Here is a 14,824-nt window from a genome sequence, read left to right as displayed (position 1 = left end):
TCAGAAATCCTCGCTGCGCCAGACCTTCAGCACGCGGCCGAAGACCTCGAAATCCATGCCTTCGGTGATGTCCCAGGCGTCGTACTTGGTGTTCTCGGACTTGGCCCGGACCACCAGGCCGGTGGCGGTGGGGATGCGCTGCAGCCGCTTGATGAAGCCTTCGCTGCCCACGCGGAAGAAATAGATCGCATCGTACTCGACCGCCTGCACGCCCCGGTCCACGATCAGGGGATCGCCGGGATTGAACATGGGGCGCATCGAGTCGCCGAAACCCGTGACGATGCACAGGTTCTTCGGGGACGAGAAGCCCCGGACATTCTTTTGCAGCCATTCCGGGCTGACGTTCCAGCTCTGGATCACGCCGGGCTGATCGCGCAGCTCCAGACCATTGCCCATCGCGCCTCCGGTATCGAATTGGGAAATCAGGACGTTGTCACGGATCAGTCCGCCCAGCCGTGCATGGCTGAAGGACAGCAGCCGCCCGGCCGGGATTTCCGCGGGCTCGCCCGCCAGCTCGTCGGCCCCCAGCGCGCGCCAGAGGTCGGGGTGGGGCTGGTCCATCCAGCTGTCGTGCAGGCCCAGCCCCAGCGAGATCTTGCCGGCCAGGGCGTCGCCGACGCGGCGCGGGTTCTTGTCGCGCTTGCCCTGGAAGCCCTGGAGGATCTGGTCCAGGTACTTGCGGCTGACGCCGGCCCGTTCGGCCAGGCGGTCGACGCCCCCGGCCTCCAGGACCGCGTACTTGAGGTTGTTCAGTCGTATCGAGCGGATATCCATGGTGGTAGCGATGGTAGCAACACGCTACCCAAAAGTACAGTAGCGAATCGCTATTGAAATTTCGGTAGCGAGTCGCTACCATTGATTCTACAAATGAGCTATTCGCGGCGACCGCAGTCAGCGGCGCCGAGCGTCGCGCGGGGCGGCGCTACCCAGGCGCGGGTCCACGCGTCCGATTCGCTACCAAGGAGGTATGTGATTCCCCTGAACCCTCATCCGGCGGCCGCGTCCCAGCCGCAACGGGCCGGCCATATCCGCATCCCGAACTCGCTGTACGACGCGATCACCGCGTTCCCTTTCAAGCTGACGACCCTGCGCGTGCTGCTGGCGGTACTGCGCAAGACCGAAGGCTATGGCAAACAGGAGGATGACTTGTCCGCATCCCAGCTGGCCTCGCTGTGCGGCGCGATGTCGCGCCAGCACGTCACCACGGCGCTGAACGAACTGGCGGCCCTGAACGTCATCCGCAAGCGGCCCGGCCGCTACGGCTGCGTGGTCGGCCTGAACCGGGATCCGGCGCAGTGGCGCCAGCCGGCCAGGCGCGCGGGCATGTCCGGGACCGGCACGGGTCCGCAAGACGGACCCTTGTCCGAATCGACCGCGCCAGGCCGTCCTGTTGCCGGACAGATCGATCGTCCCGGATTCGGACAAACAACAGACAACCTTCCAACAGACAACCCAGACAACATTCCGGCGGCGGGTCCTGCCCATGCCGGACCGGCCGCTCCGCCTCCCGTCATCGCGCTCGCGCTGAAAGACGGCTCCGAGTACGCCGTGACCGAGTCCCAGGCCGCCGAGTGGAGAGCCGCCTACCGTGAACTGGATGTGGACGCCGAGCTTCTGCGCATGCGCGCCTGGCTCGACGCGAAACCGCAGAACCGCAAGACACGCCGCGGCATCGGCGCGTTCGTGGTGGGCTGGTTGAACCGGTCCCTCGAACGCCGCCAGGCCCAGGCTTCAACCACGAGGGTGAACGCGCATGCACGCTTCGAACAGCAGGACTACCGCGCCGGGGTGGCGGCCGATGGCTCGTTTTAGTTTTCCCACCGAACCCAGGACCTGCGAGCGCCACGGCGATTTCCTGGACCTGAAGATGCCGGCGGGCTGGGCGGGCTGCCCGCGCTGCAACGGCGAACGCATCGCCCGCGAAGACGCGGGCAAGGCCGCCGCCGCCACGTCGGCGCACCGGCGCCAGGTGGCCGACAGCCTGCTCGGCCGCGCGGCCATTCCCGCGCGCTTCGCCGACAAGCGGCTCGACAACTTCGCGCCGCATGCCGAGGGCCCGCGGCGCGCGCTGGAACTGGCCCGCCGCTATGCCGACGGCTTCGGCGCCGAGGCCGCGAAGTCCGGCGCCAGCCTGGTGTTCTGCGGCGGCGTCGGCGCGGGCAAGACCCATCTGGCCGTGGGCATTGCCCATCGCCTCATGGAGCAGGGCCGCATCGCGGTCTTCACCTCGGTGATCAACGCCATCCGCCGGGTCAAGGACACCTACCGCCGCGACAGCGGCCAGTCCGAGGCCCAGGTGGTGGCCGGCTTCATCCGGCCCGACCTGCTGATCCTGGACGAAGTGGGCGTCCAGTTCGGCAGCGAGACCGAGAAGATGATCCTGTTCGAAATCATCAACGGCCGCTACGAGCAGCTCAAGCCCACCATCGTGATCAGCAACCTGGCCAAGGACGCGCTCACCGACTACCTGGGCGAGCGCGTGGTCGACCGGCTGCGCGAAGGCGGCGGACGCATGCTGATCTTCGACTGGCCCAGCTACCGCAGGCAGGCCGCGTAGGCGCGGCCCGCGGGGCGCAAGCAGGGGCGCAGGCAGGAAACCGGCAAGGACAACAAGATGAAGAAGGAACGCAACATGGAAAAGGAACGCAATATGGGTTATCCCCGTTGGGTCGAAGACGAGCTGTGGAACTGGTCGCGCTGGTGCTGGCTGGGCGACTGGCCGCAGCCCGATCCCAACGTCAAGTGCATCTCGGCCGAACGGGCCTACCGCGCGCCGGCCGGCCCGGACGACGAGCCGGCGCCGATCCCGGTGCACATGGACCACGCGCGCAAGGTGCAGAAGCTGTACGACGCGCTGGCGCACGTCGAGCAGCGCGTGCTGCAGGCCGAGTATCCGCGCCGCCACGAATACGCCGGCATGACCGCGGGCGAGCGCATCACGCGCGCCTGCGACAGGCTGGACATCAGCCCGGTCTACTACAAGATCGCGCTCGGTCACATGAAGGACCAGGTGCGGAGGGCCTTCCAATGAAGTACGCGAAGGAAGTCCTGGATCTGATGTCGGCCTTTCCCGGCCGCGAGTGGCGCATGGCCGAACTGGTGCGCGACGCCTCCGGCGGCCGCGAACTTGCGCGCCGCGAGCGCGACGCTATGCGCCAGGCCATCCTGCGCGTGCTCGAGGCGCTGCAGGATTGCGGCCAGGTGCAGCGTATCGAGTACGCGCGCAATTCACTGACCTATGCCTGGGGCGAGGTGCGACACGAGCAAGCTTGCGCCTGCGACTGATCATGCGACAATTCCTCCGGGCCATTGCGTCTTGCGCGAGTGGCCCGCAAGCCTGAAACCAAAGCCCGCCAACGCGGGCTTTTTGTTTGATGCGTCCGGCACGCGCTGTCTTCAACAGGCGTGATTCCCGCTCCGATCTGATCGCCGCGAACGGCGCCAGGCGCGATGGCGGGAGCCGCCGGCATCACTGCATCGAGTGCGACACACACGGCGTTGCCGATGCGACGAATGATGCGACAATACGTCCGGGCCATTGCGTCTTGCGCAAGCGGCCCGACGAACCGAACACCCACCCGCGCAAGCGGGTTTTTTTACGCCCCGGATATTCCCGCCTAGGGAATGCCGGGGCGTTTTGCTTGGCGCCGTCCAGCGGCCTGCCGCCTCGCCATTTCCTGCTCGCCCCGGGTCCCGTCTCCCCCCGGCACGCGAGCGGGCGGCTTGAGGCGGCAGCCCGGTGGGCGACAGCCGGAATCCGCCGTACACAGGCCGCACGCACATGCAACGCGGCACCGCGCTCTTCGCGCAGCAAAGCCGGCCTTCCGCCTCCAGGCAACTGGGTTCCCGCCACCGGCCTTCGGGCCGGCCCGATCTTTCCGGGCGCGTCCCGCCCGTCACGCTACAGGAGTGAATCATGCCGCAGCAGCCGCATGCACAGGCCGCGCCGCGGGCGTATCGCCGCCTTGGCCTGGCCGCCACCAGCGGTCCCCAGACGGGAGCCGAGCATGGCGAATAACTCCGCCACCGGCGGCTACCTGTCGCCTCTGCTGGTGTCTCCACCCCTGGAAGACGCCGAGCTGGAGGCCGTGTTCCAGGGCTATATCGCCGGCGTGTCCGGCCTGCCCAGCAACCTGGTTCGTACGCGCTGGCCGGCGGCCGGCGCGGAACCGCCCGCGCCCGACCAGACCTGGTGCCTCATGGACATCCGGTCCCAGGCCGCGGACGCCGCTCCTGCCGTGACGCACGATCCGGCCGGGGAGGGGACTGATTCCCTTGTTCGGCACGAGAGCATCGAAGTGCTGTGCTCGATGATCGGCCCGCGCGCGCTGCGCCACGCGGCGCAGCTGCGCGACGGCTCGGCCGTGCCGCAGAACCGCGAAGCCCTGCAGGCGCAGGACATGGCGGTGACCGGCGCGGGGCCCATCCAGGCCAGGCACGAGCAAGTGAATCAGCAGTGGATTCGGCAGTACGACATCAGCCTGCGCTTCGCGCGCAGAGTGAAGCGCGTCTATCCGGTCCTGAATCTTCTGTCGGCGCCAGTCACGACGCATGCCGCGTCAGTGTCGTCGACGGATTTCGTCAACCACCTTGCAGATTAAGGGATCTACCACCATGGCTAATGGATTGCCGGTATCGCGCCTGATCAACGTCACGATCAACATGTCGCCGCTGGCGGCGCAGGGCGCCAACCTCAACACCGCCCTGCTGCTGGGCTCGTCCGCCGTCATCGACACGGGCGAGCGCATGCGCTCCTATGGCGGCATCGACGCCGTCGCGGCGGACTTCGGCATCACGGCGCCGGAATACCGCGCCGCGCTGCTGTACTTCCAGCAGACGCCGCAGCCGTCGCAGCTCTACATCGGCCGCTGGGCCAAAGCCGCGACCTCGGCCACCCTGCGCGGCGCCGTGCTGTCGGCCGCTGAAAAGCAGATGTCGGTCTGGACCGCGGTCAAGACCGGCGGCTTCAAGCTGAGCGTCGACGGCGTCGAGAAGGCGGCCACGGGCCTGGACTTCTCCACGGCGACCAACCTGAACGGCGTCGCGTCCATCATCGGCGCCGCGCTGGCCGGCACCACGGTGCAGTGGAACGGCTCGCAGTTCGTCGTCACGTCCACCACGTCCGGCGCCAGCTCGACGCTGGGCTACGCCTCGGCGCCCGCCTCCGGCACCGACGTGTCGGACATGCTGGGCCTGAGCGCCGCCAAGGCCTCCGCGCCCGTGGCCGGCATCGTCGCCGAAACGCCCGCGGCGGCCGTCTCGCTGTTCCTGGATCGTTTCGCCAACAAGTTCCTGGGCCTGACCTTCGCCGACAGCCTGACCGACGCGCAGCACCTGGCCGTGGCCGAGCTGATCGAAGCCGATCAGCGCCACCTGTACGGCGTGTCGACCCAGGCGCCGCAGGTGCTGGACCCGACCAACGCCGACGACATCGCCAGCCGCCTGAAGGCGCTGAAGTACAAGTACTCGATCGTGCAGTTCTCCAGCGCCAGCCCCTATGCGGTGGCCTCGCTGCTGGGCCGCATGCTGACGGTGAACTTCAACGCCAACAACACCACCATCACGCTGATGTACAAGCAGGAGCCGGGCATCGTCGCCGAGACCCTGAGCAGCAGCCAGGCCGACACGCTGGCGGCCAAGCGCTGCAACGTGTTCGTCAACTACGACAACGACACGGCCATCATCCAGTATGGCGTGACGCCCAGCGGCATCTTCATCGACTCGGTCTACAACGCGATCTGGTTCCGCAACCGCGTCCAGACCGACGTCTACAACCTGCTCTACACCAGCCCCACCAAGGTGCCCCAGACCGACGCCGGCAACCAGCTGATCGCCTCGGTGATCGAGGCTGCCTGCGAAGCCGCGGTCAACAACGGCTACCTGGCGCCGGGCGTGTGGAACTCGGCGGGCTTCGGCGCGCTGAAGCAGGGTGATCCGCTGTCCAAGGGCTACTACGTGTACGCCCCGGCCATCGCCACGCAGTCGCAAGCCGACCGCGAGGCGCGCAAGGCCGTTCCGTTCCAGGTCGCCGCCAAGGAAGCCGGCGCCATCCATACCGTCGACGTCCTCGTCACGGTCAATCGCTAAACAGGAGCACAGCAGATGTCTACCTATTCGTTCGCTGATATCAGCGCCAGCCTCGTCGGTCCCGGCGGCGCAATCTCGCTGGGGTATGGCTCGGGCGTGGCCGACGAGGGCATCGCCATCGCGGCCAAGGCCGAGAAAAGCGCCATGACCGTGGGCGCCGACGGCGAAGTCATGCACACCCTGCGCGCCGACAAGAGCGGCACCGTGACGCTGACCTACCTGAAGACCTCGCCGGTCAACGCGCAGCTGCAGGCCCTGTACGACGCCCAGTCGCTGGACAGCCGCCTGTGGGGCAAGAACCTGATCACGGTCACCAACCCGTCGACGGGCGACGTGACCACCTGCCGCTCGTGCGCGTTCAGCAAGAAGCCGGACCTGTCCTACAAGAAGGATGGCGACACGGTGAAGTGGACCTTCGACGCGGCCAAGATCGACACGATCCTCGGCATTTACTGAGCACGGCGCCATGGCATTGGAAATCGACCTGAACGGCCACCGGTATTCCATCGGAAAACTGAGCGCCAAGCAGCAGTTCCACATGTCGCGCCGCATCGCCCCGATCGTTCCCACGCTGATCCCCGTGTTCGTCCGCCTCGCGGCGGGCGGCAAGCGGATCAGCGAGGATCCGGGCGGCATGGCCGATGTGCTCCAACCCCTGGCCGACGGCCTGGCTGCGATGAAGGACGAGGACGCCGAGTACGTGCTCGATACCTGCATGCAGGCGGTGCAGCGCAAGCAGGAACACGGCTGGGCCAACGTCTGGTCGGCCAGCCAGCGCGTGCCGATGTTCCAGGACATCGACCTGGCCGTCATGCTGCCGCTGGCGCTGCGCGTGATCACCGAGAACCTCGGGCCTTTTATTCAAGGGCTGCTTACCAGCCAGACCGGCAGCCCCGAGGCGACACAGGCTGGCTGAAGCGCCTGCCTGGCGGCGAGGACTGGCTGCTGGCGCCGGTCCTCGAGGGACTCTGCAAGTACGAGTCCCTCAAGGACGGCACGCTGGACCTGGCCGACATCGCGCTCCTGAACGACGCCCTGTCGGTCCGGGCAGACAACAAGGCGGAAGCGCACCGCCGCTACATGGCAGAGAAAAATGACTAGTATTTCCGTGCCCGTGGATGCGGGCGGAACCGCGACCTTCAAGATAGACAAGGGGCAGTTGGATCAGCTGATGTCGCAGCTGGGCCAGCTCAACGACAAGGGCAAGCCGTCCCGGTCCGAGAAGCTGATGCAGGCGCTGCAGACGTTCGTGGACCGGGCCCATACCGTGGTCAGCTTCGCCGAGAGCCGTATCGAGCGCTTTGAAAACGCGTTCATGGCGGCGCGGCTGGCGGGCACGTCGGGCCGGGAGCTGCGCGCGCTGGAGGCGGCCGGCCAGGAATTCGGCCTGTCGGCCGAAGCCATGCGCAATGGCGTGCAGGCGCTCTATCGCTCCGTGCGCGACGATCCCGAGGCTGCGGCGGCCCTGCGCAAGCAAGGCATCAGCACGCATGACGACGAGGGCAATCAACGCAGCACCGCCGATCTGGCGCGAGCGCTGAGCAATGTGCTGCAGAAGCTCGACGGCAAGCAGGCGAGCGAACTGGGCAAGCAGCTCAACCTCGACGCCTCCGTGATCGAGGCGCTGCGCAACCCCGCGTTCCCGGCACAGGCCGATAGCGCGTATGCCGGCCTGGAAGGCAGCAGGGTCGACGCCGCCGGCGAACGCGCTCATCGCGTCATGACTTCCGTGCGCGAGGTGGGGCGTCAGCTGGATAGCGTCTTCGCGCAGGCCTTCCTGACCATGGCCGACAAGCTCGAACCCTTCCTGCAGAACGTCGCCACCTGGTTGAAGGAAAACGGCACGCTGCTGGGCACGCGCCTGGGCGAAGTCGGCAATTTCTTCATCTCCATCCTGTCTGGGCTGGGACCGCTGATCTCCATGTTTCAGTGGCTGGACGAGGCGACAGGCGGGTTTTCCTCGCAGCTGACGCTGGCGCTGAGCGGCCTGTTGCTGCTCGGTGGCGGCGGCGTGATCAGAGGGCTGTTCAGCCTGCTGTCTTCCTTGTCGAAGGCGACGGGTTTGACCGAGTTCCTGGGGAAACAGTGGACCCGGTTGAAAGATGCCTTGGGTCCGATGGCGGAGCGGGCGGGAGCCGCCATGCGTTCGGCATTCGCCCGCATGGGTAACTTCCTGCTGTCGTCGGGCAGGGCGATGGCGACGGGCATCGGCCGGATGGCCGCCAATGCCTGGGCCCGGCTGGGTGCGTTCGCGACGCAGGCGGGCAGCTTCGTGGCCAATGGCCTGAGCGCCGTCGGCAGGGCGGTGGCGCAGACCGCCGAGTCGCTGTGGTCCAGGGTCACGTCGTGGTTCGGACGCGCTTCGGCATCGCTGGGGGAATTGTCTGGCCAGGCCGCGCGGGTTGGCGCCCGTGTCGGCGGCGGCGCGGCGCTGATGCTGATGCCAAGCGAGTTGGGAGACGATCAACTGGAGTTGAAGAAGCTCCATTACCGGCGGGCCAATGGCCTGCCCCTGGACGGTTCGGCGGATCCCAAGCACGACAGGCTAGAGGGCAGCGTGATGCAGTACTACGAGTACTACGTCCAGCCGGACGGGCCGGAACCTGCGCGCGCCTCGCCCTATCCGTCCTCGCCGACGGCCGATCGACTGAGCCGCATGTTGAACCCGACCAGCATCGAACCGTGGCAAGGCTATGCGCCGGGCTTTTCCGGCGCCGGCCTGTTGGGCCTGCCGGCAATGCCACCAGCGCAACCCGGCGTCACCTCGGCAACCGTGAACGCCAACACCACCATCAACGTGCATGGTGTATCCGATCCGCTGGCTGTCGGTACCGCCGTCGCCAACGAGCAGAACCGGGTCAACAGCGACCTGGCCCGCAATACGCGAGGAGCAATGGAGTGAACGAGCTCGACTTCCAAGGGGCCGACATGGTCGGCCTGTCGTCCAAGCGCATCGGCGACATCCTCATCCAGGCGACCACCAGCGAGTCCTACGACGACACGCTGTCCATCACCAGCCATCCGGTCGAGTCCGGCCCCTATGGCAACTCGATGATCAGCGACCACGCCTACAAGCAGCCGCTGACCGTGACGCTGAAGTGCGGCTGGAGCAACGCCTCCTACGAGGCGCTGCTGGGCGCCAAGGCGATGGACGTGGCCAACGGCAAGGCGGCCGCCGACGACTACGCGACCGCGATCTATTCGCAGCTGCTGAGCCTGCAGGAAGCGCGCGAGCCGATCGAGGTGGTCACCAGCCGCCGGCGCTACGTGAACATGCTCATCGAGAGCCTGGGCGTCGAGCACAACCTGGCCAGCTCGGGCGCGCTGTTCGTGACCGTCAAGCTGCGCGAGGTGATCGTGGCGCAGACCCGCGTCACCTCGCTGCCGCCCTATGCGCACCAGCAGCAGAAGGAAAAGACGGCCGACAAGCAGAACCTGGGCACGAAGTCGCCCAAGCCCGTGGCCGCGCCATTCGACGGCCCGCGGACCTCGACCTAGGAGACGACCATGAACTACTTCGAAATCCCCCTGTCGCCGATCCCGCAGGTGTTCGCCATCTCGCTGGGCGGGGACGACTACCGGCTGACGCTGCAATACCGCGACGGCTGGATCCTCGACGTGGCCGACGACCTGGGCAAGCCGCTGGTGTCGGGCGTGCCGCTGGTGACCGGGCTGGACCTGCTGGCGCAGCATCGTCATCTGGGTTTCGCCGGCGGGCTGCGGGTCAAGGGCGCGGAATCGCCCGACGACGCGCCCACCTTCAACGACCTGGGACGCGGCTCTCATCTTTACTGGACGGCGGACTGACATGGCCGACATACCGATGATGGAACCCGTCACGACCTACGGCGACCCGGTGGCGGACGAGGCGGGCGTGCGCCAGTGGGGCCGCAAGGTCTCGCTGATCGTGGGCGGCGAAGAGGCGCTGGACCTGTCCGAGCTGAGCTTCAGCTTCGAGATCAAGCGCAACGACGCCAGCTCGCCCAACGCCGCGACCATCAAGGTGATGAACGCCAGCGCCGAAACCGCCAGCATGGTGCAGAAGGAGTTCACCCGCGTGGTGCTGCAGGCCGGCTACGAAGGCAACTACGGCGTGATCTTCCACGGCAACCTGGTGCGCGCCAAATGGGGCAAGTCCGGCGGCGTCGACACCGTGCTGAACCTGACCGCCGCCGATGGCGACCAGGCCTACAACTTCGCCGTGGTGAACACCACCTTGCCCAAGGGCGCGACCAAGGCCGACAAGCTGCGGCTGCTGTGCTCGGCCATGAACCCCTATGGGGTCAAGCAGGGCTACGCGCCCGAGCTGGACGGCAAGGCCTCGATCCGCGGCACGGTGATGTCCGGCATGGCGCGCAGCTACATGAATGATGTCTGCGGCAGCGCCAACGCGCTGTGGAGCATCCAGGACGGCAAGGTCAACGTCGTGCCCGAGACCGCCTACATGCCCGGTTCGGTGCCGGTCATCTCGCACGAGACCGGACTGGTAGGCATGCCCGAGCAGGCCGAGAACGGCATCAAGCTGCGCATGCTGCTCAATCCCAGCATCCGCGTCGGCGGGCTGATCCACCTGGACAACAGCCGCATCGCCGAATACGGCTTCCAGGCCCAGTCCAACGCCAAGCGCGACGGCGGCAAGAAGGCCGAGGCGGAGGTCGACCGCAGCGAGCAGCGCAAGATCAGCAGCGATGGCTACTACTACGTGATGGTGGTCGAGCATCGCGGCAACACGCGTGGCGGAGATTGGTACACGGATGTGCTGTGCGTGGCCACCGACGCGACGCTGTACCCGGGCGATCTCGGGCAGGCCGGCCCCGGTGGCGGCGATGGCAAGGCGGCCAACGTCGTCAAGTAGGCGGCGCGCGTTTCAGATGACCCAGGCAGGATGACTCATGAATCGACTTGAAAGCTTGAACGATCCGGAAGCCAGCTTGCGCGCCGGCATGCGCGGCGCGCTGGCCGAGACCTGGACCGCCATGCCGGCCGTGATCGTGGACTTCGATCCGGTGGCGATGACGTGTTCGGCGCAGCCCGCGATCCGCGCGCGCGTCACGGCGCCCTCGGGCGGCCAGCAGCACGTGCCGCTGCCGCTGTTGCTCGATTGCCCCGTCTACTTTCCGTCGGGCGGCAATTGCACGCTGACCTTTCCGGTCCAGCCTGGCGACGAATGCCTGGTGGTGTTCGCCTCGCGCTGCATCGACGCGTGGTGGCAGTCGGGCGGCGTGCAGGACCAGGCGGAAATGCGCATGCACGACCTGTCCGACGGCTTCGTCTTCGTGGGGGTGCGTTCGCAGCCGCGCGTGCTGCCCTCGGTCAACACGGGCGCCACCGAGCTGCGCAGCGACGACGGCTCGACCTTTCTTCGGCTGGATCCTGCCAGCCAGAAGGTGAAGATCGTGGCGCCGGGCGGTTTCGAGGTCGTGGCGCCGATGTCCGAGTTCTCGGATCAGGTGCTGGTCAAGGGGCTGCTCAGCTACGTGGCTGGCCTGGTGGGCAGCGGCGGCCAGGGCAGCGCCGCGCGCATCACCGGCGCGCTCAACGTGATCGGCCAGATCGTCGCCAACGGCAAGCGGGTCGACGACACCCATACCCATACCGCGCAAGGCGCCAACGCGGCCACCACGCCGCCCAACTGAGGACACCTATGCGTTACCGAAAACTCGACGCCGACGGGGACTACTCGTTCGGCTCGCGGCAGGCCGACTTTTTCCGGGACTCTCCGGACACCGTCGCGCAGGCCGTCAAGACGCGGCTGATGCTATTGCGCGGCGAGTGGTTCCTGGACTCGACCGAGGGCATGCCCTGGCAGGGCGAGGTGCTGGGCAAGCAGCCCCGCGCCAGCTACGACTGGGCCATCCGCCAGCGCATGCTGGGCACGCCCGGCGTGACCGGCATCAGCGACTACGCCAGCCGCCTCGATCCGCAAAGCCGCGGCCTGAGCGTCACGGCAACCCTTACAACCCTTTATGGCTTGGCCATCGTGCAGGCGGCTCTATGACGATACTTTCTACCGCTCCGGTGATCGACGCCGCGGGCATACGCGCACCGAGCTACGGCGAAGTGCTGCAGTACTTCAAGGACCAGTACCGCAACATCTACGGCGCGGACACCTACCTGGAGGCCGACAGTCAGGACGGCCAGCTGCTGGCCGTGTTCGCGATGGCGATCCACGACGCCAACACCGCGGCCGTCCAGGTCTACAACGCCTTCTCGCCGGCCACGGCCTCGGGCGCCGCGCTGTCCAGCAACGTCAAGATCAACGGCCTGGCGCGCGGCGTGGCCACGCGCTCGTCGGTCGACCTGCGCATCGTGGGGCAGGGCGGCACCACCATCGCTGGCGGCGTGGCGCTGGACGGCGATCGCGTGCAGTGGGAGCTGCCCGCCAGCGTCACCATCCCGCCGGCCGGCGAGATCACGGTCACCGCGCTGTGCCGCAAGGTCGGCGCCGTGGCCGCCGCGCCGGGCGCCATCACGCGCATCGGCACGCCCACGCTGGGCTGGCAGTCCGTGACCAACCCGGCCGCCGCCACGCCCGGCGCGCCCGTCGAAAGCGACGCGGCGCTGCGGGTCCGGCAGGCCGTGTCGGTGGCGCTGCCGTCGCGCACCGTGCTGGAAGGCACCGTCGGCGCGGTGGCGTCCGTGCCGGGCGTGCTGCGCCATGTCGCCTACGAGAACGACAAGGCCGTCGCGGACGCCAACGGCCTGCCGCCGCACAGCATCGCGCTGGTGGTGGACGGCGGCGACGCCGGGCGGATCGCCAGCGCCATCGCCGCCAAGAAGACGCCCGGCACCGGCACGCATGGCTCGACCAGCGTGGTGGTCACGGACATTTACGGCATCGCGCATCCGATCCGCTTCTTCCGGCCCGTTCGCGTGCCGGTGTCCGCCGAGATCCAGATGCGCGCGCTGGCCGGCTACACCACGGCCACCGGCCAGGCGGTGCAGCGGGCGGTGGCGGACTACATCAATGGCGTGGCCATCGGCGGCGGCGCCAGCGCGTCCGTGGAATGGGCCGACGCCATCTCGGCCGCCAACGGCGTGCCGGGCAGCGGCACCTTCAAGATCACCGGCCTGGCGCTGAGCCGGTCGTCCGGCAACGGCGCGCCCGACGTGGCCCTGGCCTTCAACGAGGCGGCGGCGGCCACGCCCGACGCGATCAAGATCACGGTGAGCGGGTGAGCGACATGGCCAATGCTGACGAATATCTCGGGCTGCTGTCGGCCTATCACCGTCCTCGGCCCAGGTTCGGCGCCACGGTGGCGGCGGTCTGCGGCGCGGCGGCTGCCGTGCGCGACTTGTACGCGGGCATGCCGGACGCCTTCGACCTGGACCTGGCCGTCGGCGCGCAGCTGGACGCCGTGGGCCGCTGGATCGGCCTGGGACGCCGCGTCGCCACGCCGATCTCCGGCGTGTACTTCGCGCTGGACATCGACGGGCTGGGCATGGACCAGGGCGTCTGGCAGGGTCCCTTCGATCCGGACAACGGCCTGACCGTGCTGGACGACGACACCTACCGGCTGCTGCTGCGGGCCAAGATCGGCGCCAACCACTGGGACGGCACGCTGGAAACCTCGGCCGCCATCCTGAACCAGATCTTCCAGGGCGGCACCCACGTGCTGATCGAGGACAACGGCGACATGTCGGTGGACATCGGCGTGGCCGGCGCGCCGCCTTCGGCGCTGTTCCTGGCCCTGCTGACCGGGGGCTACATCCCGATCAAGCCCGAAGGCGTGCGCATCAAGTACTACGTGCTCCCCTCGGGCGAGGGACCGCTGTTCGGTTTTGACGTGCAGAACCAATACATCTCGGGGTTCGACAACGGACTCTGGGGATCGCTGTTTACCGGTTGAATTCGCCGGTTCAATAAGGAAAACACTCCGTGGCTATCAATCAAATCCTTCCCTTCGGCACCGCCGCCGGCGCCAACGTGCTCGCACCCGCCGACTACCAGGCCCTGGCCAGCCGCAATGCCGGCTTCTCGGCCGGCACCGCCAAGTCCAAAGAGCTGAATACCGTCTGGCGCCAGGCGTCCTTCGTGGCCGCCATGCTCGGCCAGTACATCGCCGACAAGAGCGGGCAGGACGTGCTGGACAACGGCGACCTGGCCGCGCTGCAGGCCAAGTTCGTGGCCGCCCTGGCCGCCTCGCCGGCCTTCACCGGCACGCCCACCGCGCCCACGCCCGTCGCCGGCGACAAGAGCGGCAAGCTCGCCACCACCGCCTTCGTGGCCGGCAACTTCCCGCGCGTCTGCTCGATCGGCGCGCTGCCGACGCAGGACATCGGCCCCATCATCGTGGCCGAATGCTCCGAGGTCTGGACCTGGGTATCCACCCAGTACTACACCGGCTACCGCTCGCCGCTCTGCGGCCGTCCGGTGGACGGCCACACCGTCACCCCGCTGGCCAGCGAAGTCGACGCGGTCGGCGGCGAGTTGAGCAAGACCGACTATGCGCGCCTGTGGGGGTATGCGCGCGAGAACAGTCTGGTGGTGTCCGATGCGGTCTGGACTGCGAACCGTGGGGCGCATTACTTCGCGGATGTCAGCGGGACGACGTTCCGGGTGCCGGATTTGCGGAATATGTTCCGGCGGTATACGGGGACTGACGCTGACACTGCAAATGCGCGGGCGCTGGGAAGTTATCAAACGGATGCGTTGCAACGGCTCATCGGCAACGTCGCAAATATCCAGTCTGTATTCGCTACCACTGGCGGGGCGTTTTATACGAGCCCGGCAGGA

General features: G+C 67.6%; 19 protein-coding genes. 18 read left to right on the top strand and 1 reads right to left on the bottom strand.

Annotation, left to right across the window (positions count from 1 at the left end):
- The gene (locus tag AC6LJ9_RS17780; RefSeq protein WP_498148596.1) at positions 1 to 774 is read right to left on the bottom strand and encodes a S24 family peptidase; all 774 of its coding nucleotides are present in this window, start codon (positions 772 to 774) and stop codon (positions 1 to 3) included.
- Positions 775 to 867: 93 nt separating this feature from the next.
- Between AC6LJ9_RS17780 and AC6LJ9_RS17775 the strand changes: the two genes are divergently transcribed.
- From AC6LJ9_RS17775 to AC6LJ9_RS17690, 18 genes are all read left to right on the top strand, one after another.
- Complete coding sequence (locus AC6LJ9_RS17775; protein ID WP_498148595.1) at positions 868 to 1,812, top strand: replication protein; 945 nt, start codon at positions 868 to 870, stop codon at positions 1,810 to 1,812.
- Positions 1,799 to 2,557, top strand: a complete 759-nt coding sequence (locus tag AC6LJ9_RS17770; protein ID WP_103273519.1) for an ATP-binding protein — start codon at positions 1,799 to 1,801, stop codon at positions 2,555 to 2,557. The genes AC6LJ9_RS17775 and AC6LJ9_RS17770 overlap by 14 nt, the downstream gene beginning before the upstream one ends.
- Before the next feature lie 57 nt (positions 2,558 to 2,614).
- Positions 2,615 to 3,031, top strand: a complete 417-nt coding sequence (locus AC6LJ9_RS17765) for a hypothetical protein (RefSeq protein ID WP_249205272.1) — start codon at positions 2,615 to 2,617, stop codon at positions 3,029 to 3,031.
- Positions 3,028 to 3,285, top strand: a complete 258-nt coding sequence (locus AC6LJ9_RS17760) for a hypothetical protein (RefSeq protein WP_103273521.1) — start codon at positions 3,028 to 3,030, stop codon at positions 3,283 to 3,285. The genes AC6LJ9_RS17765 and AC6LJ9_RS17760 overlap by 4 nt, the downstream gene beginning before the upstream one ends.
- 722 nt (positions 3,286 to 4,007) lie before the next feature.
- The gene (locus AC6LJ9_RS17755; RefSeq protein ID WP_498148594.1) at positions 4,008 to 4,601 is read left to right on the top strand and encodes a phage neck terminator protein; all 594 of its coding nucleotides are present in this window, start codon (positions 4,008 to 4,010) and stop codon (positions 4,599 to 4,601) included.
- A gap of 13 nt (positions 4,602 to 4,614) precedes the next feature.
- On the top strand, positions 4,615 to 6,087 hold the full coding sequence (locus AC6LJ9_RS17750) for a DUF3383 domain-containing protein (protein ID WP_498148593.1): 1,473 nt from the start codon (positions 4,615 to 4,617) through the stop codon (positions 6,085 to 6,087).
- Between the two features lie 15 nt (positions 6,088 to 6,102).
- Entirely contained in the window at positions 6,103 to 6,543 is a 441-nt protein-coding gene (locus tag AC6LJ9_RS17745) for a phage structural protein (RefSeq protein WP_212319763.1), read from the top strand.
- Between the two features lie 10 nt (positions 6,544 to 6,553).
- A complete protein-coding gene (locus tag AC6LJ9_RS17740) occupies positions 6,554 to 7,003 on the top strand; it encodes a phage tail assembly chaperone (protein ID WP_212319761.1) in 450 nt (149 codons plus the stop codon).
- The gene (locus AC6LJ9_RS17735; protein WP_103276384.1) at positions 7,000 to 7,188 is read left to right on the top strand and encodes a DUF6889 family protein; all 189 of its coding nucleotides are present in this window, start codon (positions 7,000 to 7,002) and stop codon (positions 7,186 to 7,188) included. The genes AC6LJ9_RS17740 and AC6LJ9_RS17735 overlap by 4 nt, the downstream gene beginning before the upstream one ends.
- Positions 7,181 to 8,989, top strand: a complete 1,809-nt coding sequence (locus AC6LJ9_RS17730; RefSeq protein WP_498148592.1) for a phage tail protein — start codon at positions 7,181 to 7,183, stop codon at positions 8,987 to 8,989. Before AC6LJ9_RS17735 ends, AC6LJ9_RS17730 begins: the two co-directional genes overlap by 8 nt.
- Positions 8,986 to 9,585: a phage baseplate protein gene (locus AC6LJ9_RS17725; RefSeq protein WP_498148591.1), complete on the top strand. Its 600-nt coding sequence runs from the start codon at positions 8,986 to 8,988 to the stop codon at positions 9,583 to 9,585. Before AC6LJ9_RS17730 ends, AC6LJ9_RS17725 begins: the two co-directional genes overlap by 4 nt.
- Positions 9,586 to 9,594: 9 nt before the next feature.
- Complete coding sequence (locus AC6LJ9_RS17720) at positions 9,595 to 9,894, top strand: phage baseplate plug family protein (protein ID WP_212319757.1); 300 nt, start codon at positions 9,595 to 9,597, stop codon at positions 9,892 to 9,894.
- A 1-nt stretch (position 9,895) separates the two neighbouring features.
- Positions 9,896 to 10,942 (top strand): phage protein, encoded by a 1,047-nt coding sequence (locus tag AC6LJ9_RS17715; RefSeq protein ID WP_498148590.1) that lies wholly within the window; start codon positions 9,896 to 9,898, stop codon positions 10,940 to 10,942.
- A gap of 37 nt (positions 10,943 to 10,979) precedes the next feature.
- The gene (locus AC6LJ9_RS17710) at positions 10,980 to 11,723 is read left to right on the top strand and encodes a Gp138 family membrane-puncturing spike protein (RefSeq protein WP_498148589.1); all 744 of its coding nucleotides are present in this window, start codon (positions 10,980 to 10,982) and stop codon (positions 11,721 to 11,723) included.
- Between the two features lie 8 nt (positions 11,724 to 11,731).
- Positions 11,732 to 12,085 (top strand): contractile injection system sheath initiator, encoded by a 354-nt coding sequence (locus AC6LJ9_RS17705; protein WP_498148588.1) that lies wholly within the window; start codon positions 11,732 to 11,734, stop codon positions 12,083 to 12,085.
- Entirely contained in the window at positions 12,082 to 13,266 is a 1,185-nt protein-coding gene (locus tag AC6LJ9_RS17700) for a baseplate J/gp47 family protein (protein WP_212319751.1), read from the top strand. The genes AC6LJ9_RS17705 and AC6LJ9_RS17700 overlap by 4 nt, the downstream gene beginning before the upstream one ends.
- 5 nt (positions 13,267 to 13,271) lie before the next feature.
- Entirely contained in the window at positions 13,272 to 13,937 is a 666-nt protein-coding gene (locus AC6LJ9_RS17695) for a DUF2612 domain-containing protein (protein ID WP_498148587.1), read from the top strand.
- A 29-nt stretch (positions 13,938 to 13,966) separates the two neighbouring features.
- Positions 13,967 to 14,824: hypothetical protein (locus AC6LJ9_RS17690; RefSeq protein ID WP_498148586.1), on the top strand; the 858-nt coding region annotated here is incomplete at its 3' end.

Source organism: Achromobacter sp. 1011811831 (genome assembly GCF_059760905.1).
The sequence above is the reverse complement of the archived record's forward strand: the minus strand, read 5'-3'. Positions and strand labels throughout refer to the sequence as shown.